18 protein-coding genes, 1 tRNA gene and 1 riboswitch are annotated in these 20,793 nt (G+C 59.7%); of the genes, 10 read left to right on the plus strand and 9 right to left on the minus strand.

Features of this window, described 5'->3' with window-relative positions; all coding sequences use genetic code 11:
• Positions 1–641 (minus strand): Clp protease N-terminal domain-containing protein (locus tag HMPREF2836_RS07670; RefSeq protein ID WP_305793663.1); only part of this gene is annotated, 641 nt, incomplete at its 3' end.
• A gap of 274 nt (positions 642–915) precedes the next feature.
• Between HMPREF2836_RS07670 and HMPREF2836_RS07675 the strand changes: the two genes are divergently transcribed.
• From HMPREF2836_RS07675 to HMPREF2836_RS07690, 4 genes are all read left to right on the plus strand, one after another.
• Entirely contained in the window at positions 916–1,599 is a 684-nt protein-coding gene (locus HMPREF2836_RS07675; RefSeq protein WP_070630012.1) for an NAD(P)-dependent oxidoreductase, read from the plus strand.
• 18 nt (positions 1,600–1,617) lie between these two features.
• A complete protein-coding gene (locus HMPREF2836_RS07680; protein ID WP_070630013.1) occupies positions 1,618–2,274 on the plus strand; it encodes an HAD family hydrolase in 657 nt (218 codons plus the stop codon).
• A gap of 332 nt (positions 2,275–2,606) precedes the next feature.
• Positions 2,607–3,104 (plus strand): Dps family protein, encoded by a 498-nt coding sequence (locus tag HMPREF2836_RS07685; protein WP_070507180.1) that lies wholly within the window; start codon positions 2,607–2,609, stop codon positions 3,102–3,104.
• A 319-nt stretch (positions 3,105–3,423) separates the two neighbouring features.
• Positions 3,424–4,602, plus strand: a complete 1,179-nt coding sequence (locus HMPREF2836_RS07690; protein ID WP_070630014.1) for a VIT1/CCC1 transporter family protein — start codon at positions 3,424–3,426, stop codon at positions 4,600–4,602.
• Between the two features lie 225 nt (positions 4,603–4,827).
• Here the strand turns inward: HMPREF2836_RS07690 and HMPREF2836_RS07695 are convergent, their stop codons facing one another.
• The 4 genes from HMPREF2836_RS07695 to HMPREF2836_RS07710 all read right to left on the minus strand — a co-directional run bounded on the left by HMPREF2836_RS07695 (position 4,828) and on the right by HMPREF2836_RS07710 (position 11,572).
• Positions 4,828–5,775: an amino acid oxidase gene (locus HMPREF2836_RS07695; RefSeq protein ID WP_070630015.1), complete on the minus strand. Its 948-nt coding sequence runs from the start codon at positions 5,773–5,775 to the stop codon at positions 4,828–4,830.
• Between the two features lie 237 nt (positions 5,776–6,012).
• Complete coding sequence (sucD, locus tag HMPREF2836_RS07700; protein ID WP_005504562.1) at positions 6,013–6,930, minus strand: succinate--CoA ligase subunit alpha; 918 nt, start codon at positions 6,928–6,930, stop codon at positions 6,013–6,015.
• 29 nt (positions 6,931–6,959) lie between these two features.
• Positions 6,960–8,126, minus strand: coding sequence for an ADP-forming succinate--CoA ligase subunit beta (sucC, locus tag HMPREF2836_RS07705; RefSeq protein ID WP_005504561.1), 1,167 nt, complete (start codon positions 8,124–8,126; stop codon positions 6,960–6,962).
• Positions 8,127–8,587: 461 nt separating this feature from the next.
• Positions 8,588–11,572 carry a UvrD-helicase domain-containing protein gene (locus HMPREF2836_RS07710; protein WP_070630016.1) on the minus strand — a complete coding sequence of 995 codons (2,985 nt, stop codon included), beginning with the start codon at positions 11,570–11,572 and terminating at the stop codon, positions 8,588–8,590.
• Positions 11,573–11,715: 143 nt separating this feature from the next.
• Between HMPREF2836_RS07710 and HMPREF2836_RS07715 the strand changes: the two genes are divergently transcribed.
• On the plus strand, positions 11,716–12,576 hold the full coding sequence (locus HMPREF2836_RS07715; protein ID WP_070630017.1) for a VOC family protein: 861 nt from the start codon (positions 11,716–11,718) through the stop codon (positions 12,574–12,576).
• Between the two features lie 110 nt (positions 12,577–12,686).
• Here HMPREF2836_RS07715 and HMPREF2836_RS07720 read toward each other — a convergent pair.
• Positions 12,687–12,759, minus strand: a tRNA-Arg gene (locus HMPREF2836_RS07720).
• Positions 12,760–12,878: 119 nt separating this feature from the next.
• On the opposite strand from HMPREF2836_RS07720, the gene HMPREF2836_RS07725 reads away from it, so the two are divergent.
• On the plus strand, positions 12,879–13,907 hold the full coding sequence (locus HMPREF2836_RS07725) for a DUF4031 domain-containing protein (RefSeq protein ID WP_070630018.1): 1,029 nt from the start codon (positions 12,879–12,881) through the stop codon (positions 13,905–13,907).
• Between the two features lie 167 nt (positions 13,908–14,074).
• On the opposite strand, the gene HMPREF2836_RS07730 is transcribed toward HMPREF2836_RS07725, so the two are convergent.
• From HMPREF2836_RS07730 to HMPREF2836_RS07740, 3 genes are all read right to left on the minus strand, one after another.
• Positions 14,075–14,761, minus strand: coding sequence for a C40 family peptidase (locus tag HMPREF2836_RS07730; protein ID WP_049346093.1), 687 nt, complete (start codon positions 14,759–14,761; stop codon positions 14,075–14,077).
• Positions 14,762–14,921, minus strand: a riboswitch (cyclic di-AMP (ydaO/yuaA leader).
• A 608-nt stretch (positions 14,922–15,529) separates the two neighbouring features.
• Positions 15,530–16,234, minus strand: a complete 705-nt coding sequence (locus tag HMPREF2836_RS07735) for an iron-dependent transcriptional repressor DtxR (protein ID WP_070630019.1) — start codon at positions 16,232–16,234, stop codon at positions 15,530–15,532.
• Between the two features lie 209 nt (positions 16,235–16,443).
• Positions 16,444–17,193 carry a DUF3027 domain-containing protein gene (locus HMPREF2836_RS07740; protein WP_239661599.1) on the minus strand — a complete coding sequence of 250 codons (750 nt, stop codon included), beginning with the start codon at positions 17,191–17,193 and terminating at the stop codon, positions 16,444–16,446.
• A gap of 141 nt (positions 17,194–17,334) precedes the next feature.
• Here HMPREF2836_RS07740 and HMPREF2836_RS07745 point away from each other — a divergent pair, with 141 nt between their 5' ends.
• The 4 genes from HMPREF2836_RS07745 (at position 17,335) to HMPREF2836_RS07760 (ending at position 20,579) form a co-directional block, all read left to right on the plus strand.
• Complete coding sequence (locus tag HMPREF2836_RS07745; protein ID WP_005504529.1) at positions 17,335–17,607, plus strand: hypothetical protein; 273 nt, start codon at positions 17,335–17,337, stop codon at positions 17,605–17,607.
• A gap of 74 nt (positions 17,608–17,681) precedes the next feature.
• A complete protein-coding gene (locus tag HMPREF2836_RS07750; protein ID WP_005504528.1) occupies positions 17,682–18,386 on the plus strand; it encodes a response regulator transcription factor in 705 nt (234 codons plus the stop codon).
• Position 18,387: 1 nt separating this feature from the next.
• Positions 18,388–19,887, plus strand: a complete 1,500-nt coding sequence (locus HMPREF2836_RS07755) for a sensor histidine kinase (protein WP_070630020.1) — start codon at positions 18,388–18,390, stop codon at positions 19,885–19,887.
• Positions 19,888–20,288: 401 nt separating this feature from the next.
• Positions 20,289–20,579, plus strand: coding sequence for a WXG100 family type VII secretion target (locus HMPREF2836_RS07760; protein ID WP_005504526.1), 291 nt, complete (start codon positions 20,289–20,291; stop codon positions 20,577–20,579).
• Positions 20,580–20,793: the final 214 nt, after the last annotated feature.

Raw genomic sequence — 20,793 nt, forward strand, 5'->3', positions numbered from 1 at the left:
GCGGTCTTACCGACGCCGGGCTCACCAATCAGAACGGGGTTGTTCTTGGTTCGGCGGGAGAGCACCTGCACGACGCGGCGAATCTCAGAGTCACGGCCGATGACCGGGTCGAGCTTGCCCGCGCGGGCAATGGCGGTCAGGTCGGTGCCGTACTTTTCGAGCGCCTGGAAGGTGCCTTCGGGGTCGGGGGTGTCCACGGTGCGGTCTCCTCGGACGTTGGGGATGGTCTGTGCGATGAGCTCTGCGGTAGCGCCAAGCTTGTGCATGGCGGTCGCGGTGCTATCGGTTCCGCTGGCAATGCCCAGCAGAATCATTTCGGTGGAGACGTAGGTGTCTCCGAAGCCCTGAGCGCGGGTCTGCGCAGCCTGCAGGGCGGAGAGTGCGGAACGGCTGAAGGAGGCGTTCTGCACGGAGGTGCCGGATGCCTTGGGAAGCTTCTTGATTTCTGCGGAAGCAGCCTCGGAGATGGCGTCTACATCCAGGCCTGCGGCCTTGAGCACCGAGACTGCGATGCCTTCGCGCTGATCCATCAGGGCCTTGAGGATGTGGGAGGTTTCAATAGTGGGGTTACCCGCCGTTTGCGCGTTGGTGTTAGCGGCGGAGATAACTTCTTGACTCTTGGTCGTGAACTTAATATCCATGATGTCCTTTCGTATCGTGCATTCAGGGGCCTATCCTACGTCCCCTCGCATTACATAACTTGAGTCTACTCCACTCAACTATGTTTCGCAAGGGGTTTTCAAAAAATTTTCTCCACTTTTTTCGTTTTTCACCCCGCACTGCTCTGAGCCCTAGCCAAAACCCCGCTTGAAAGAGCCTCAACCAAAAGCCCCCAGTCGAAACCACATTGCTATACTGACCGGACTGGGCGCTTGCGGGCTCCCACAACAATCACAGTCACGAATGGGGACCCACATGAAAATACTGGTTCTCGGCGCAACCGGCCGCACCGGTCGCCTCTTCACCCGCAAAGCACTAGAACAGGGGCACACCGTCACCGCCTACGTGCGCAACCCCGATAAAGCACGAGCACTACTAGGGTCGCACCAAAATCTCACTATCGTTCCGGGAGCCCTGAACGATGCCGAACAGCTCGCCGCAGCATCCTCCGGGCAAGACGTGATGGTCAGCATCCTGGGCCAGAAAGCCACGGTGCGAGAGTTTCTCTCCTCCACGTTCATGCAGGAGCGCCTGCCTCTCATCATGGAGGTGGTCACGGGCGCAGGCGTGAAGCACTGCGTTCTGATGAGCGCCTACGGCGTAGGCGATACGGTGCGGACCGCATCCCTGCCCATGCGCCTGGCATGCAAGGTCATCATGCGCGGCATTTTTACCGACAAGGTTAAGGCGGACGCCCTGGTCGCCGAATATCAGCCGTATATTTCGCGGGCGCATCCGGGCAGGCTGACCGATAAGCCCGGTAGGGGCGGGGTGAAGGTATTTAACATGGCGAGTGTCGAACGCGTTCCGGGCATTCCGACGATTGCCCGTGAGGACGTTGCCAATGCACTGCTCACTATCGCCAAGAACCCTCAGAATGCGGGCACAGATTTTTTGGTGACGATTGGGGACGTTGCCCTACACTCGCCCCAGAAATAAACCGGTAGGCTTAATGACATGACGACTACGAACACCTTCCCCGCCGCCATTCTCTTCGACCACGACGGAACCCTCGTCGATACTGAACCCGTATGGGCTGCCGCAAAGGTTGCTCTCACCGCAGAATTTGGCGGCACCTGGACCGAGCAGGACACCCTCGATTGCCTGGGCCTGTCGATGCAGTTCACCCTGGATCGTCTGCGCGAGCGCGGCGTGAACCTGCCGAACGAGGAGATTAACGATCGACTGGTGGCAAAGGTGCGCGAGGCCCTGGCACAACAGCCAGTCGAATTCCTGCCTGGCATTGAGCGCTTCCTCTCGGAGGTTCGCGATGCGCAGATTCCGGCCGCCATCGTCACGAATGCGACCACCTCCGTGGCTCGCCGCACCGCAAACGCGGCACCCGAGGGCACGTTCTCGGTGGTTATTGGCAACGATGAGACCACCAACCCCAAGCCGGACCCGCAGCCTTATCTTTTGGCGGCGGAACGTCTGGATGTTGATCCGACTCAGTGCGTGGCTCTCGAGGATTCCCCTTCGGGCGTGCGCAGTGCGACCGCGGCGGGTATGCGCGTCATTGTTGTGCCGGGCGAGCTGGAGGTTCCGGCGGAGCTCGGCACCGCGCGCCTCAAGCATGAGGAGCTGACCCTGGAGGCGGTTCGCGCGCTGGCGTAGCCGCCCGATTCGCACGCGGGAAGCCCTGCAGAAAGGCCGGAAGCTCTGTAGAAAACTGAATACGCTTCACCATAAAGGGTGGGATGCGCGATATGAGAGACTGCGCGTCCCACCCTTTGTGCGCGCCTGGGCGGTGAGCCGTGGGGGGGTGAGCAGGGGCTTTTGGGCAGGAGCTTTTAAGTGCGGCGCGACACATAGATGACAATTTATTACGAATTACTCAAAATAACCTTGACAATGGTTCCTTAAAATGATTTACTCATAATAACGATTCGGCGGGGCGACAAATCCCACCGAACCACAAGCATCACAGCATCATGAAGGAGACCATCATGGCATTCGCAAACTACACCGCACCCGGCCTGACCATCGAAGAAGGCAAGGGCATTTCCGAGGTTCTCCAGGCACGTCTGCACGACCTGAACGACCTGCACCTGCTGCTGAAGCACGCTCACTGGAACGTGACCGGCCCCGGCTTCATCGCCGTTCACGAAATGATTGACCCCCAGGTCGACACCGTCCGCGAATTCGTCGACGCCATCGCAGAGCGTATGGCAACCCTGGGCGCAGCCCCCAACGGTCTGGCTGGCGCACTGGTCGCACAGCGCACCGTCGAGGACTACGCGGTTGGCCGCGCACCCGTCCCCGCTCACCTGCGCGCCCTGAACGACGTCTACACCCGCGTGATTGAGGCTCACCGCAACGCGATTGCATTCGCTGGCGAGTCCGACCCCGTCACCGAGGATCTGCTGATCGGTCAGACCGCTGAGCTGGAGAAGTTCCAGTGGTTCATCCGCTCATTCCTGGAAAACGGCGAAGGCAACATCTAAGCCACAAATAGTGCGGGCACAACATAGCCCACCGCTTTAGATACCGGGCGGGTGCGCTCTCCTTGACGGAGGGTGCACCCGCCCGATTTTGTGCTATTTCGGCGCCTTCTCCCGACGTTTCACCTCGCCCGCGGGGTACTCTAGAGTACTACCCTAGAGTACGTTGAGGCGAACATATTTATCGGGTTAGGCCGTCCTAGATTTTCTGTTCGGAGTGCTCTAGAGTGGTTCACTGTTCATGACAGAGCACACAGACATGAACGCATCATCAGGCGCAGGGAACCCACCCTGCACGCACGGCACCCGTGGAAAGGGAACTATGAGCACGCACGCCCAGCACGAGCACGGCGAAGAAACCGAGAAGCTTCAGCAAGAAAACGCCGCTACCGAAGCTTCGCAGGCCACCCGCCATAGCGCCGTCACCTCCCCCTCCCCCACGCAGATTAAGCGTTGGCGCCGCTACCTGGCTGATGAAGAGTCGGAGGCGCGCATCTACCGCTACCTGGCTCGCCGCGCCGAGGGCACCGACCGCGAAATCTTGCTGCAGGTTGCTGAGGCGGAGAAGCGTCACCAGCAGCATTGGCGTGACATGCTCGGCGAACACGCGAATGTGCACGTGCGCCCGTCCCTGCAATCTCAGCTACTGCAGTTCTTGGCGAAGAACTTCGGTTCGGTGTTTATTCTGGCGATGGCTCAGCGCGCCGAGTCCCGTTCCCCTTACGCTGAGGATCCGGACGCTACCGAGGAAATGGCGGCTGACGAGGCGATTCACGAGGAGATTATTCGTGCCCTGGCGACCAGTGGCAGGGAGAAGCTTTCGGGTAATTTCCGTGCGGCGGTCTTTGGCGCTAACGACGGTTTGGTGTCGAACCTGGCGTTGACTATGGGTATTACCGCATCGGGTGCATCCAGCTCGATGGTTCTGCTCTCGGGTATTGCGGGTCTGCTGGCGGGTGCGCTGTCGATGGCGGCGGGTGAGTTCGTGTCGGTTCGTTCTCAGCGTGAGCTGTTGGATGCCTCCCAGCCGACCCAGGTGACCCTGCGTGTTGCGCACGATTTGGATTTGGATTCGAACGAGCTGGAGCTGATTTACCGTGCCCGCGGCATGGAGCCGGACGCGGCGCATCACCGTGCGATGGAGCGTTTCGGCTACATGGATTGTGACTGCGATCCGTCGCTGTCTCACCGCGAGGATGGGGATCGTGAGGAGAACGTGGCTTTGGGTACCGATATTGGTGCCGCCGCTGCGTCGTTTGCGTTCTTCGCTTCGGGTGCGCTGGTTCCGATTCTGCCCTATATTTTCGGCTTGTCGGGTGTGTTCGCTATGGTGGTGTCCCTGCTGTTTGTGGGTGCGGCGCTGGGCTTCACCGGCGGCGTGGTGGGCCTGCTTTCGGGTGCTTCCCCCCTCAAGCGCGGTGTTCGTCAGATTCTAATTGGCTTTGGCGCTGCGTTCGTGACCTACCTGCTGGGTCTGGCGTTCGGCACGACGGTCGGCTAGTTACAACACCCCCAATAAGCTCTCGACAAGTGTATATAGCCGCTTTGGAATTTGTTTTCAAGCGTTTGAGAACTATACAGGTGCAGAAATCCCCCGGTGGATACATTCAGTGTATCCGCCGGGGGATTCATCACTCTCTGCACTTGCATCGCTCAGCAGGGGGCAAGCAACAATGCGAGGCGAACCTCACGGGGCGTTAAGCTGAGGCCCTACAGTATAACCAGATTAGGGGTTAATCTGGGTGGTAGTCTCAGCGCCAGAGAGCACCTTGGTGTCGGTGTAGCCGTTACCCGAGTAGTTGATGGTTGCATTCTGGATGCTGGAGGTCTGCTTGTAGGAGACCCAACCCTGTGCAGGGTTGAAGAACACAATACCGGGCATAATGACGACCTGACCGTACAGCTTGTTACCGGTCTGCTTCAGAGTGTATGCCTTGGTGGTAGTGAAGGTAATACGGCCCTTGAAGGTGTAGGTGCCATCAGAGTTCTTGGTCACGGTCGGGACCGAAGCAGACCAGTTGCCTGCTGCCTGAGCAACCGACAGGTAGCGTGCCTGACCTGCCGAAGCAACCAGCTCTGCAAGCGTACCCTTCGGCGCACGGCCGTTGGGGGTCCATGCCTGACCGTTGACCTTACCGCTCTTAGCAGCGTTCGCAGCATTAGCAGGCACGGTGTACTCAACATCAGTCACAAAGGTTGCACCAGCAGACAGGGTCGCGGTGGAACCTGCAACATAGCCGGTACCAGTCTTGGGCGCAGTGGTCGGGACAGACCACCAGAAACCGCTAGATGCCACGTAGGAGCCGGGGGATGCAGTCTGGGAGTTGTTAACCGGGGTAAAGGTACCCTCACCGTTGACGAACAGGTCACGGTTAGTAGGCTTGGAAGCGCTATCGTCCCAGTTCAGGTCGGATTGGGGCTTGGAAGAAGATGCGAAGTAAGCCTCAGGAGTGGTCGGGTGAATGGGGCCGGTGCTGGTGGACGAAGCGTAACCAACAAAGCCGCCACCGTACTGAGCGCTGACAAACAGGCCGCTCTGGATAGTCAGCTTCTCCTCAGAATCATCGCTCCTGGAGGATGCTGCGTAGGCCGGCACAGCAGCAGAAGCCGCAATAACAGGTGCAGACCAGACGCCTGCCTTCGCGACAGAACGACGGGAAATGGACTGAGTCATGAGTGAATGTTCTCCTCGTATGTGATGACATATAGATAGAGCCCGCTGGTATAACAATCTGACTAGGCTCAATGCGTTCTATTGTATAGTCCTTCAGCATAGACTTTTCATTTGTTTCGCATGATATATATAACAAAATAGGCTCTTCAGCTCACTGAACTATTTTCAAAAACCTGATTTAACGCAAAAATGCCGGCAGTCTTTCGACTACCGGCATCTGCCGCAATACTATGCTGTTTACTTCGCTGCGAAGATTTCGCGCATCAGGTTTGCAGCCTCGGAGGGGGTCTTACCGACCTTCACGCCTGCTGCTTCCAGAGCTTCCTTCTTCGCCTGAGCGGTACCGGAGGAACCGGAGACAATAGCGCCTGCGTGGCCCATGGTCTTACCCTCAGGAGCGGTGAAGCCTGCAATGTAACCAACGACGGGCTTGGTCACGTTTGCCTTGATGTACTCTGCAGCACGCTCCTCAGCGTCACCACCGATCTCACCAATCATGACGATTGCTTCGGTCTCGGGGTCAGCTTCGAAAGCTTCCAGAGCGTCGATGTGGGTGGTGCCGATGATGGGGTCGCCACCAATACCGATAGCGGTGGTGAAACCAATGTCGGACAGTTCGTACATCAGCTGGTAGGTCAGGGTACCGGACTTGGAAACCAGACCGATCTTGCCCTTGCCGGTGATGTTCGCCGGGATAATACCAACCAGGCACTCCTCGGGGGAGATGATGCCGGGGCAGTTGGGGCCGATGATGCGGGTGATCTGCTTGCCGTTCTCGTCCACGGATGCCTTAGCAGCTGCCCAGAACTCTGCGGAGTCCTGAACCGGAACGCCCTCGGTGATGACGACGACGAGGCCAATCTTAGCCTCGATAGCCTCGAGAACTGCTGCCTTGGTGAAGGCCGGGGGAACGAAGACGATGGAGACGTTCGCGCCGGTCTTCTCCATAGCCTCAGCTACGGAACCGAACACGTTCAGCTCGATGTCGGAGCCGTCCTTCGCCTTGTGGGTGACGGTGGTGCCAGCCTTGCGAGCGTTCACGCCGCCCACAATGTTGGTGCCTGCTGCGAGCATGCGTGCGGTGTGCTTGGTACCCTCGCCACCGGTGATGCCCTGAACGATGACCTTGGAGTCCTTGTTCACAAAGATAGACATATTACTTCCTTGAAATCCTTTGCTGGCGATTACGCCTTGTGAGCGAGCTCTGCTGCCTTGTCAGCGCCGGAGTCCATGGTCTCAGCCAGAACAACCAGCGGGTGGTTCGCCTCGGAGAGGATGCGGCGACCCTCAGCAACGTTGTTGCCGTCCAGGCGCACAACCAGGGGCTTGGTTGCTGCGTCGCCCAGAATCTCCAGAGCCTTCACAATGCCGTCTGCCACTGCGTCACATGCGGTGATGCCGCCGAAGACGTTCACGAAAACGCTCTTGACCTGCTCGTCGCCCAGAATGATTTCCAGGCCGGCAGCCATAACCTCAGCGGACGCGCCGCCACCAATATCAAGGAAGTTTGCGGGCTTGACGTTGCCGTGGTTCTCGCCAGCGTATGCAACGACGTCCAGGGTGGACATAACCAGACCTGCACCGTTACCAACGATGCCGACCTCGCCGTCCAGCTTCACGTAGTTCAGGTCGAACTGCTTTGCCTTAGCTTCCAGCGGGTTCTCAGCGGACTTGTCCACGAGAGCCTCGTGCTCGGGCTGGCGGAATTCTGCGTTGTCGTCCAGGGAGACCTTGCCGTCCAGGGCGAGGATGGTACCCTCGGGGGTCAGAACGAGGGGGTTAACCTCAACCAGGGTTGCGTCTTCCTTGGTGTAGACTTCGCCCAGCTTGACGAGAACGGGAACAACCTTCTCCTGCAGTTCTGCGGAGAAACCTGCTGCCTTAGCAATTTCCTCAGCCTTAGCCTGGTCCAGGCCGACCAGCGGGTCAACCTCGATCTTTGCCAGTGCCTCGGGGCGCTCAGCAGCGAGCTGCTCAATTTCCATACCGCCTTCTACCGAGCACATTGCCAGGTAGGAGCGGTTTGCGCGGTCCAGCAGGAGGGAGAAGTAGTATTCTTCGGCGATGTCTGCGCCGTCAGCGACCAGCACGCGGTGAACGGTGTGGCCCTTGATGTCCATGCCGAGAATTGCCTTAGCGTGCTCGTAAGCTTCTTCGGGGGACTTTGCGAGCTTAACGCCGCCAGCCTTACCGCGGCCGCCGGTCTTAACCTGAGCCTTAATGACGGTCAGGCCGCCAATTTCCTCAGCTGCTGCCTTTGCTTCTTCAGGGGTGGTCGCAACAATGCCCTTGAGCACGGGTACACCGTGCTTTGCGAAGAGCTCGCGCGCCTGGTATTCGAAAAGGTCCACAGGTGTCCTTCTTCTTCGAAGTGGTGCCGAGTACTGGTGCACTCGGCCTGGTCTCATTAGAGGAGGTTCCCCCGTGTGGTCAGTACGGTGCGATAGGGGTCTCTCGCACCCGGCGCACACGCATCATTGACGCGGGGAATTTCTCTCGTCTCTACTCTATCGGATTCGGCGTGAGCTCGCACTCACAGAGCCCCAAATCTGAGATTTTAGCGACTCAGCTCACAAATATTTTGGGTACATTCCACCCAAAGGCTGTGCACCGGGTAACTAACCCGAACTAACGCTCCCCGATCCGCCGCGAAATACCGGCGAAAATGCGGCGTTTACCGCCGTGCTCTGCAAAGCCCCGGCCACCTTCTCAGCAGGCGGACAATACGCCCGGTACAGCGCACAAAAGAGGGGCGGGCACCCTCAGGTACCCGCCCCTCCATAGGCATTGTCAGGTTCTTACGCCCGACGCGTTAGCTCACCTTCTCCAGCGGCGCGTAACGCAGCAGCAGGCGCTTCTCTTCCGAACCGAAACGGACCTTCGCCACGGTCTTATCGCCGCTACCCTCAACGGCGAGCACGCGACCCTCACCAAACTTGGTGTGGCGCACGGTATCGCCAACCGCCAGAGTCGGGATTTCCTTGCTCTGGTGCACGCGGGAACGGTTCGTCACCTTCGAGGTGGCCGCCGCCAGCCCGTAGCTTGCCGAGCCGTTAATATCCGCGGTGGACGGCTCAGAACGGCGTGCGGGGCGGGACTCGTAGGGGTCGTATGAGCCGCGCGAGCCGCCGGAACTGTAACCACCCGAGCCGTAGCCGCCCGAGCTGTAACCACCCGAATAGCCGCCGGAACCGTAGCCGGAACGAGAACCGCCCGAATAGCCGCCACCGTACGAGTTCCCGTATGAGCTACCGCCATAGGAACTGCCGCGAGCGCCATACGCACCCATACCGGAGGCGCCAAAGCCCGAAAAACCGGCGGTGCGCTTCCACTCAATCAGCTCCTCCGGAATCTCCTCCAGGAAGGGCGAGGGCGGGTTGAACTGGCTCTTACCCCACATGGTGCGGGTTTCCGAGCGGGTCAGGTACAGGCGCTCCATGGCGCGGGTCAGACCCACGTACGCCAGGCGGCGTTCCTCACTCATTTCCTTCTCATCGGTCAGGGCACGCTGATGCGGGAACAGGCCGTGCTCCATGCCGGTCAAGAACACCACGGGGAACTCCAGGCCCTTGGCGGTGTGCAGGGTCATGAGGGTGACCATGCCCTGTGCCTTCGCCTCGGCGGCTTCGGCGGCAATCTGTGCGGCGGAGGCGTTCTCACCCTCCGCGCTGGCGGGGCGGTTCGGGATTGAGTCGGCGTCGGCGACCAGAGCCACGTGTTCGAGGAACTGCTCCAGGTCAGCGCCGGGGTTCTCGGTCTCGAACTCGACCATGGCGTCGAGCAGCTCGGAGAGGTTCTCCACGCGCGATTCGTCCTGAATGTCCTTGGAGGCGCGCAGAGCCGCCAGGTACCCGGTCTGCTCCAGGACCGCTTCCAGGCAGGTTGCGGCGGGTTCGGTGCGGGCAATCTGCGCCAGGTCGTCCATGAGGCGCACGAACTCGGCGTACTTCTTGACCGCGGCGGCACCCAGGCCGGGGATGTCGGCTGCCTGGCGTGCGGCGGCGTAGAAGGAGATGCGGTTCGCACTCGCGTACTCCGCCACCACGGACTCAGACTTAGCACCGATACCGCGCTTGGGTTCGTTGAGGATGCGGCGCACGTTCACGTCGTCATCGGGGTTGCTCAGGGCGCGCAGGTACGCCAGCGCGTCCTTGATTTCCTTACGCTCATAGAAGCGGGTGCCGCCGACCACGCGGTAGGGCAGGCCGGCACGCATGAGCATGTCCTCGAGGGTTCGGGACTGCGCGTTGGTGCGGTAGAAGATTGCGACGTCACCGGGCTGCACGCCGTGCTCATCGGCAAGGCGGTCAATTTCGCGGGTGATGTAGCGTGCCTCGGCGTGTTCGGATTCGGCAACGTAACCGATGATCTTCGCACCGGCGCCGGAGGCGGTCCACAGCTTCTTGGGGCGACGGTCAGGGTTGCGTTCGATGACCGCGTTCGCCGCGGAGAGGATATTCTGCGTGGAACGGTAGTTCTGTTCCAGCAGGATCGTGTGGGCGTTCGGGTAGTCCTTCTCAAAGTCCGTAATATTGCGGATATCCGCGCCGCGGAAAGCGTAGATGGACTGGTCGGAGTCACCCACCACGGTCAGCTCGGCAGGGGGCGCGGCATCCGGGTAGGGGCCGCGGTCAGCCGGTGCCTTCGTGTGGGCGCCGACCAGTTCACGCACCAGCTGGTACTGGGCATGGTTAGTGTCCTGGTACTCGTCCACGAGGATGTGACGGAACTTGCGGCGGTAGTAGTTCGCGATTTCGGGGAACTTCTTGAGCAAGAAGACGGTGCGGCCAATCAGGTCGTCAAAGTCGAGGGAGTTGGCGGCGCGCAGACGCTGCGTGTAGACGGTGTAAATCTGCGAGATGGTCTTCTCGTACGGGTTATCGCTCGCCACGCGGGATGCGTACGCTTCGGCGCTGACCAGCTCGTTCTTCAGCGCGGAGATGCGGTTGCCCACAGCCTTGGCGGTGAACTTCTTGGTGTCCAGGTTGAGCTCTTTAATGATGAGGCTCAGCAGACGCTGCGAGTCGGTCGAATCGTAAATGGTGAAGGTGGACTTCAGACCCAGGGCGGCGGCCTCACGGCGCAGCACGCGCACGCAGAAGCTGTGGAAGGTCGAGATCCACATGTGCTTGGCGCGCGGGCCAACCAGCGCCTCAATACGTTCACGCATTTCGGCGGCAGCCTTATTGGTGAAGGTGATGGCGAGAATCTGGCCGGGGGTCGCGCGGTGGGTTGCGAGCAGGTAGGCGATGCGGTGGGTGAGCACGCGGGTCTTGCCGGATCCGGCGCCCGCAACGATGAGCAGGGGCGCGCCGGAGTGCAGCACGGCTTCTTCCTGGCGTTCGTTGAGCCCTGCGGTGAGGGAGGCGGGGTCCACCGCGTTGAGGCTGTGGGCGCGTTCGCCGTAGGGGTCGGCGGGGTCGAAGTCCTCGCCGTAGCCGCCGACGCGGTAGGCGGGCGGCATGAAGTCGCCGAGCGGGTCTGCGGCGGTGAAGACTGCGGGTGCGCTGGGTTCAGGAACGGGTGCGCTGGTAGCAGGGGCACCGTAGGCGGGCATGCCGGTGGGCAGGGCGGCGGGTACGTCCTGTGCGGGTTCCTCCATCACCGGAGCATCCATCACTGCGGCGTCCATGGGAGGGGCGTAGTAGTCGTCCTCGGCAGGGGGTACGTCGTAGTAGGGGTCGAAGGGCGGCTCATCATCCGCTACCGGTGCTGCGGGGGTGACGAGTTCGGCGGCGAACAGGCCGTCCTGTTCGGTGAAGGGCTGCTTCTGCTGTTCGGGCTTGTCGCTCATCATCTACCTCGCTGCCTAGAATACACGTTCGATATTCCATGCTACCGCATTTGCTCCGCGGCTCCCACCCGTTCGGTCATCCGCCGCACGTCCTATATCGGCAACGGCACACCGGTGGCACAGAATAGTCATGTTAGGATGACCGCATGACTCAGACCTTATCTCCGAGCCTCTCAATAGCCCTATGGTGCAATGGCTCAGCCGACGAAGCCGCACGGTTCTATACCAGGGTTTTTCGCGATGCTTCTATCGTTGAACAGGTGCCCGGACTTACGACGGCTCTAAGCATCCATGGCTTCCAGCTCTCGCTCATTAACGGTGATGACCGGTACGTCCCGAACCAGTCCATCAGTTGCATCCTAAACTTTGACCCGCTCCTCTTCGGCGGTGAGGCGCAAGCGCGAGCATACCTCGATGAACTCTACGAAGAGCTAAGTACCGGCGGTGTGCTGATGAAACTGGGTGAGTACCCTTTCTCCCCACGCTACGCCTGGGTGCGTGATCGTTTCGGCATGACCTGGCAGCTGATGCTTACCAATCCTGCAGGCGACCCGCGACCCTTCGTCGTGCCTTCTTTCATGTTTGGCGGCACGAATCACGGCAATGCAGAGGAAGCCACCAACGGCTGGATTTCCATGTTTGATGATGCCCGCCGCGGCACCCTGTACCACTATCCGGAAGGTAGCCCCTTTGAGGCAGATGCGGTCATGTTTACCGACTTCAACCTGCACGGCACCTGGATGGCGGCTGCTGATTCCAGCACTTTCCACGATTTCACATTCACGCCGGGGGTTTCGGTAGTTCTTTCGTGCCGTACTCAGGAGGAGATTGATTACTATTGGGAGCAGCTCTCGGCTATACCTGAGGCGGAGCGTTGCGGCTGGTGTGTAGATCGCTGGGGTATTTCTTGGCAGGTTGTCCCGCACAATATTGCTGAGCTGATGGCAGATAAGGCCTCTCGCGAGAAGATCCTGCTGATGGGCAAGATTGACCTGTCTCAGCTATAACAACGTGTTTTCTTGAGTACTCGTTACGTGCAGAAACAGAGAAACCGCCCGCGCCTGCTAATGCAAGCGACGAGCGGTTTTCTCGTACCGGCGTGACTACCGGTTCTGTGTGCCCCCGAGACGATTCGAACGTCCGACACCTTCTTTAGGAGAGAAGTGCTCTATCCCCTGAGCTACGAGGGCGTACCTATCCAGTATAAAGCACCCCGCACCGCGAGTCCGCACAGCCCGTGTTCACCGCCCTGTGTTCACCGCCCGAAGACACCCGCACCCGGCGGCAGAATCGCTCTTACAATGTACGAATGAGCATCTACATTGACCCGCCCACCTGGCCCGCACACGGCACCGTCTTCTCGCACCTCATCTCCGATGTATCCCTGGCGGAACTGCACGAGTTCGCCGCAGCGGCGGGCATCAGTGAGCGTGCTTTCGACCGCGACCACTACGATGTTCCGGCGCACCTCTACGAGAATCTAGTACGGGCGGGCGCAAAGGAGCTCAGCGGTGCACAGCTGACTCGCACGCTCATTGCCAGCGGTCTGCGGATTCCCTTGAAGGAACGCCCCGAGAAGATTCGCCCGCGCCTGCTTCGCGCCTGGGAGGCGGCGTTTGCGCCCCGCCTTAATACACCCCGTCTCAAGCGTGTGGAGGCTCCTGCCGTGAGCCAAGCTCAGCTCACGGCGCAGGTAGCGGAGCTGAGTGAGAGCCTGTTGCAGGCGTGGGAGCAGCCGCACCGCGCCTACCACCATAGCGGGCACCTTTCGCAGATGCTCACCGACCTGGACCGCCTCTACGCACACCGCACGCAGGGTTCTACTCCCCTGGCATTGGTTCTGGCGGCGTGGTTCCACGACGCGGTGTACGAGGGCGCGCCGGGTGAGGATGAGCGCCGTAGCGAGCAGCTGGCGAGCGCCTCCCTGGAGCCGCTGGTTGCCGCGGGCCTGCTCAGTGGTGACGAGCTACAGATGGTGAGCCTTCTGGTGCGTGCCACGGCAACCCACGAGCTGCCCAAGTCTGTCGACCTACCGGCGGGCTATGAGCCGGCGGATATTCAGTTTTTCCTCGATGCCGATATGGCTATCCTGGCGGCTGATTCGGCACGCTATCGCCGCTACCTGCACGGGGTGCGTAGCGAGTACTCCCATTTTGACGATGAGGCGTTCCGTGCCGGTCGTACGACCTTCCTGCGTTCGATCCTGGGGCGTAAACGCATCTTCCTCTCCGAGGAGGGTCTACAGCTCTGGGAGGAGCCCGCGAGGGCTAATCTGAGTGCTGAGCTCAGCGAGTGGGAGCAGGACCCGCAGGGGCTTCTGCAGGCTCTCGCGTCCTAGCCGCATACACCTAAAACACATACCGCCGAGAATGCGCCCATACTAAGGTGCGTTCTCGGCGGTATTTTCGTGGAATCTCTCGGGTACGCAAAAGGCGCCCACCCCGTGTGGGGTAGGCGCCTTTTGAGAAGTATGTTGGGCTAAACCCAGCTCTTATGCGCTAAGGCTTAGAGAGCGGTGTAGTAGCCATCAACGGACATCCAGGAGGTGGGGTGCACCAGGGTACCGTTGGTGGGGTTCAGAGCGGAGATCATCTTGCCGTCGCCCAGGTAGATACCAACGTGGCTGTAGCCGTTCTGGAAGACGATGTCGCCGGGCTGGGGGTTAGCGGTCGGGCGCAGCTCGTTCTTCATTGCGTAGGTGAAAGCGGTCAGCTTGATGCCGTGCTGAGCGAAAACCCAAGAGGTGAAGCCGGAGCAGTCCCATGCACCGAAGGTCTTGCCGCCCCAAACGTATGCGCCGCCCAGACCGCTCATTGCGGTTGCAACGATTGCGTCGCGGGATGCGTTACCGGTGGAAGCGGAGGAAACTGCGGGAGCCTCGGTCTGTGCTGCAACGGGTGCAACGTAAGCCTGCTGTGCCTCAGCCTGGGGTGCTACGTAGGTGGTCTCAGCTGCGGGTGCCGGAGCTGCTGCGGGAGCAACGTAGGTCTGCTGTGCCTGAGCCTGGGGTGCAACGTAGGTGGTTGCGGGGGTGTTGTAGCTGGTGTAGTCGAACTCGTAGTTGGTGTAGTCGTAGGACAGATCAGCCGCAGCGGGGATCTGTGCGAATGCGTTCGCGGGAACGGTCGAGCCGAGCAGGATTGCGCCTGCTGCGAGGGTTGCACCTGCGGTACGTACGATCTTCTTAGCCATTGGTAATTCCTCCATTGCCTGACGAGGTGAGCTGTCGGGCTCGAGCATGGATTCGCTCGGCCACCGAAGTGACTTAGCCCCGAGGCTTCTCGATTGAGATGCCGTATCCCAGCTTGGGGATTGGGTCCCCCGCTTCTGCCATATTGGGTAGACGTACATCGAAGCGTTGGCAGAACTCAGCGGAACCGCTTCGACGGTGCCCTCTTACGATGAGGATTTGGGCACAAATCGAGAATACACAGAAAACTCCCAGTTGTCACTTCATTCGGGCTTAAATTTTGGACTTTCACCCTGGGGGGAAAACTTGGCACTCCAGGCATTTGACCCCCTCTCAATGGAACCAACAGCTACCGTTTAAGGCTCTTGACTAGGTGTTTCACAAGGATGCACATTCGCTTTTAATGCACCAGCACCCCTTAAGGACAGGGTTCAAAACTCTTAAAAATGACCCTTATCTCTTAAATGTCCGTTCTCAGAGATTGCTCAAACATCGGCGTTTCCCTCAGTTTCAACCTTAGATTTAAGCGAAAAACCCGAAAAATGCACTCAAGCGCAGTTGCTAAAACTCTGAGAGAGGAGTATATGCGCCCGCGCACATGACCAAACTCTGAAATACCCCACTCACTAGGCACCTCAGCTCCCCGAAGCCTCCCCCGCAAGGCCGAGCAGCCCTAAACAAGTGCACAAAAACGGTGGCACCTCCTCCACAAAGGGAGGCGATACCACCGTTTAGCGTGAACTGGGTTAGCGGACTCTCAGAATTAGACCTTAGAGGTTGCCGCCGCGCTTGACCACGATCGCGTTTGCCACATCCATGTCCAGGGAGAGGGTGTCCTCTTCACCGTCGGCGTGAACAATCACGTCATCGTTCTGACCGGCAACCACGGACACCGAAGCGCCGTAGACAATACCTGCGTCAGCCAGCAGCTTCAGCAACTCAATGTCAGTCTGAATGGACTCAGGGAAACGAGAGATAGTGAAACGGTCCTCGGGACCAGAGTCGCGTGCCGCCAGGGACATGGGCACGGTACGCTCGTCGTTCTTCTCACTGGTGTGGCCCAGATCCTCCAGGCCGGGGATAGCGTTGCCGTACGGGGAGAACTTGGGGTCCTTGAGCATCTCCAGGATGCGCTTCTCCACCTTGTCACTCATGACGTGCTCCCAGCGGCATGCCTCTTCGTGCACGTACTCAAGTTCCAGACCAATAATGTCGGAGAGCAGGCGCTCAGCCAGGCGGTGCTTACGCATCACCTCGACCGCCTTGTGGCGGCCTTCCTCGGTCAGTTCGAGGTGGCGGTCCGGCTCAACGGTGAGCAGGCCGTGCTTCTCCATGCGTGCCACAGTCTGGGAAACGGTCGGGCCGGAGTGCTCGAGTCGTTCAGCGATGCGCGCACGCATGGGGACGATGCCCTCTTCCTCCAGTTCGAGGATGGTGCGCAAATACATCTCTGTGGTATCGATGAGGTCTGTCATATATCTCTCCCAGCTATCACCGCAACAGTACTTAGATAGCACTGCCTAAGTCGTTACTTAATTCAATAATCTATTATGTACTTTTTCAGCGGCTTTTGCCACGGCTTAAGTCATTGAGTCGTCCAATGAAAACTCATTGGACGACTCAAGACACCTTATATATACGCTTTTGCTAACCCACCCCTTATTAAGAGGAGTAGACGGTAGGCTTACTCTGCGGACTCAGCCTCAGCGGTTTCTTCCACGGCAGATTCGTTCTCTTCCGCTTTGTTCTCTGCAAGCTCAGCAGACTCCTCTGCCTCAGCGGTTTCAGCAGACTCTGCGTTCTCCTGCGCGGCGTTCTCCTCCAGGTCTTCCGGGCGAACGCGGTCAGCCCACGGCACCCAATCCGGCGCAATCAGTGCGTCGTCGCCGGGCAGCAGGCCCACCTCGCAGATCGTTGCCACGCGGGAGCGAGGCGCACGTGAGAGGGTCGCGAACCAGAACCAGCCGCGGTAACCGGGCAGGGTGCACTCGAAAAGGTGAGTGCTCAGACGCTCTTCCTCGGCGCGCACGTGGTGCACCAGGCCGATAGCGTGTGCCGGGGCGATTTCCTGAACGCCCTGCAACGCCACATCCTTGGCGGCGGCAAGAATCTCATCCACCTTGGAGGTGCGGCGCAGCTTGTGCGGAACACCCAGGGAGGGGGCGCCCACCTCTTCATCCAGCGGGGTGAAGGGGTCGGGGGTGGAGTCTTCGTTCTGTGCGGTTTCTTCGGCATCAGATTCCTCGGAGGCAGACTCCTCAGCGGGCGTATCAGCCGCCTCAGTCTCCTCAGCGTTCACGGAGGGCTGAGTCTCAGCAGGTACAGCGCTACCCTCGTCGGTGCTCTCAGGCGCGGCAGAAGGCACAACGGACTCTGCGGGCGCGTCAGTAGCGGGCGTAGTTTCGGGGAGCAGTTCAATAACCTGTTCAGACATACCCCTATTAAAGCATCTCGCGTGCGCAAACATTGCGGCGCCCGCCCCAAGCTTCGCATACGCTGTGAATTTGAGTCTCAAACCGCTAAATCTGGGGCTTCACCCATTAACAGCTGTGTGTGAGCTGATACGGTTAAATTTATGAGTAATGAACCCGTACAGGACACGCGCAGTACCGCAGACCAGGCGCCCGCTCCCCTTCCCTACGCCGGAGCTATCCGTTGGCTCGGCGCGGCAGGTGCGCTTCTCGCCCTGATTTGCCTGCTCACCGGAGTCGCCATGCTCGTGATGAAGTGGGTTGGGGCAGCGCCGCCCGCCCTCATGAGCCAGATTCCGCTGGTCCTCCTCCCCGTCGCCTTTATCGCCCTCATGGCCGCACTCATCCTGTCGGTCATGCGCCGCAACAAGGCATAAAGATTTGAGCCCCAAGCTCACACACATCATTCACTTATCAAGTACAGCCTGCCATTCAGAGAGAAAGATAGAGTATGTCTGCTGAAGCAAAACTCCTAGTCGTCGATGACGAGTTCAACATTCTTGAATTGCTCGCCACCTCCCTGCGTTTCGCCGGTTTTGAAGTAGTTACCGCCGGCAACGGCCGCGAAGCCCTCGAAAAGGCGCACGCCGAAAACCCTGACCTCATCGTCCTGGACGTCATGATGCCCGGCATGGACGGCTTCGAGGTGACCCGCCGCCTGCGCGAAAACGGCACCACCACCCCCGTGCTCTTCCTGACCGCAAAGGACGCCACCGAAGACAAGGTGACCGGTCTGGGTGCCGGCGGTGACGACTACGTCACCAAGCCCTTCTCCCTCGACGAGGTAATCGCCCGCATCCGCGCCATTCTGCGCCGTAGCCGCAGCGTCCAGGAAGAGGACGACGCCGTACTGCGCGTTGATGCCCTCACCCTGAACGTGGACACCCACGAAGTGTTCCTCGGTGACGAAGAGATTGACCTCTCCCCCACCGAGTTCAACCTGCTGCACTACCTGATGCTCAACGCCAACCGTGTGCTGTCCAAGGCGCAGATTCTCGACCACGTGTGGGAGTACGACTTCAACGGCGACTCCTCCATCGTTGAGTCCTACATTTCGTACCTGCGCCGCAAGATCGACAACAACCGTGAAAACCACGAGCCGCTCATCCACACCAAGCGCGGTGTGGGCTACATGATTCGCGGTTCTCGAGGCTAACGTGGCGCTCAAACCCCTCGACCGGATCCCCCAGTCTCTTTCCCTTCGCACCCAGCTGGTGCTCATCACTTCCATGCTCATCGCCCTCTCCATTGCGGTGACGAGCCTGGTGGCGATTTCCGCTCTGCGCGCCCAGATGGTGCACCAGCTGGACGAAGAGATGAAGAACAGCGCCCCCTCACTCGTGCAGCTGGCGACCGTGCGCCCCTCCGGCAATCAGGAACAATCCCTGAGCACCTACCGCCTGTACCTGCTCGACAAGGACGGCAACGTACTGTACTCGCTCAAGTCCGAGGACAGCGAACAGTTCAGCGAGCCGGCACTGCAAGGCTGGACCGAAGAGAAGGTTCGCAAGCAAAACGAAGAGGCGGTCACCGTCAATTCGGTGGGCAGCTCCTCCGATTGGCGCGTGCTCGCCGTACCCATTGAAGCCAACGACTCTTCAGGTTTGCCGGAGGCGGCCTCCCTCATCATTGCCATGCCGCTGAAACAAACGAACCAGGTGGTTGCCCTCGTGGGCGTGCTGACCTTCGCGTTTGGTTTGGCGACTCTCGCCTCCGCCATTGCGATGACCTGGGTGATTGTGACCCGCACCTTCGAGCCGCTGGCTCGCGTGGAGCAGACCGCCGCCAAGATTGCTGCCGGTGACCTCTCTCAGCGTATTGAGGACTACAACCCCAGCAACGAGATCGGTAACCTCGCGGTTTCGCTGAACACGATGCTCACCCAGATTGAAATGCTCTTCAAAGCCCGCGAGAAGAGCGAGGCGAAAATGCGCCGCTTCGTGGGTGACGCTTCGCATGAGCTGCGCACCCCGCTGGTCAGTATTCGAGGCTACTCGGAACTGTACCGTCAGGGCGCGCTACCGACCGATGAGGCTGTCGCTACCGCGATGAGCCGCATCGAATCGGAGTCCAAGCGTATGGGTCAGCTCGTGGAAGACCTGCTGACCCTGGCGCGTATTGATGAGCGCCGCGAATCCAAGCTGGCACCCTTCGATCTGTTCAACCTGGCGGTGGACGCTAGTAACGACGCCTACGCTACGGCACCCGATCGTGCAGTGTCCCTGGTGGGTCTGAACGAAGAGGTGGCGCCGACCTCCGCAACCGTGCTCGGCGACGAATCGCGCCTGCGTCAGGTCGTAGCGAACCTGCTGACCAACGCCATGCGCTACACCCCCGACGGCTCTCCCCTGGAGATTGCGGTGGGCGTGCGCGAAGAGGTTCCCGGCTTCCCGCTCTCCGTGCTAGAGGTACGCGACCATGGCCCCGGTATTCACGGCGAGGACCGCGAGCGCGTCTTCGAGCGTTTCTACCGCACCGATGCTTCACGTTCGCGTGAGACCGGCGGTACGGGTCTGGGTCTGTCCATTGTGGCTGCGATTATTGAACAGCATGAGGGCAGGATTCACATTGACGAGACCGATGGTGGCGGTGCTACCTTCGTGATTTCTTTGCCGTTCTATCCGCCGCCCGTCTCGGACGATCAGCTGATGAAGTAGCACTGATGCATAAACCCCCGGATTGTGGAACTTGAGTGTTCTACGGTTCGGGGGTTTTGCTGTGCCCTGGAGGCGGGATGATAACTCGCGGCGGCGCGAGTAAAGAGAGCGTGAGTAAGAAGGAGCGGCGCGGCTAAAGAACAGCGGGAGCAACCGAGTGCGCGTCATGGCGGCGTCATTTTCGGGAGGGTTTTCGATTCTTTCGAGATGCCGGAGTGATTCTATCGGGTTTATCCACAGATTTATTTAATAATCACTTTTCAGCTCATTTGATGCATTTTGAAAGATATAGTGATAACAAGCTTCCGGTCAGGAACTCAACCCTTCCAGAGATCCAAACCCCAAGCACCACCACGGGGCAACCGCCCCACCTATCTCACATATCTCAAAGGAGAAAAACCATGGCACAGTTCAATGTCGATTCCGAAGTCATCGCAGCCAAGAGCGCACAGGCACGATCCTACGTCGCATCCATCACCGCAGACGTCAACGGTATGACCGCATCCCTGCACGATTTGCAGAGCTCCTGGACCGGCTCCGCATCCGCTAACTTCCAGGGCGTACTGGACCAGTGGCATGCAACCCAGCGCCAGGTCGAAGCATCCATCACCCAGATCAACGAGGCACTCACCCGCGCAGGCGTAAACTACGCAGACACCGAGCAGGCTAACGCCTCCATGTTCGTCGGCTAAGGGGTCCGGGCTACAGATTCTAAGGCCCACCCGCAGGCAGGCGGCAGACCGGGCAGCTAAAAGGTCCCGGACGCACAGCACACCGCCCGCTAGATTCGCCAGAAGGCGGCGAACATCTATTGAGAAACCCCCGCCACATCCTCGAAAGTGAGGATGCGGCGGGGTTTTAATGTACAGAAATCTTTGGGCCCAAGAGCCCATTCCTTAGGAGCAG

The sequence above is a fragment of the Rothia sp. HMSC065C12 genome, from assembly GCF_001812085.1.
Classification (GTDB): domain Bacteria; phylum Actinomycetota; class Actinomycetes; order Actinomycetales; family Micrococcaceae; genus Rothia; species Rothia mucilaginosa.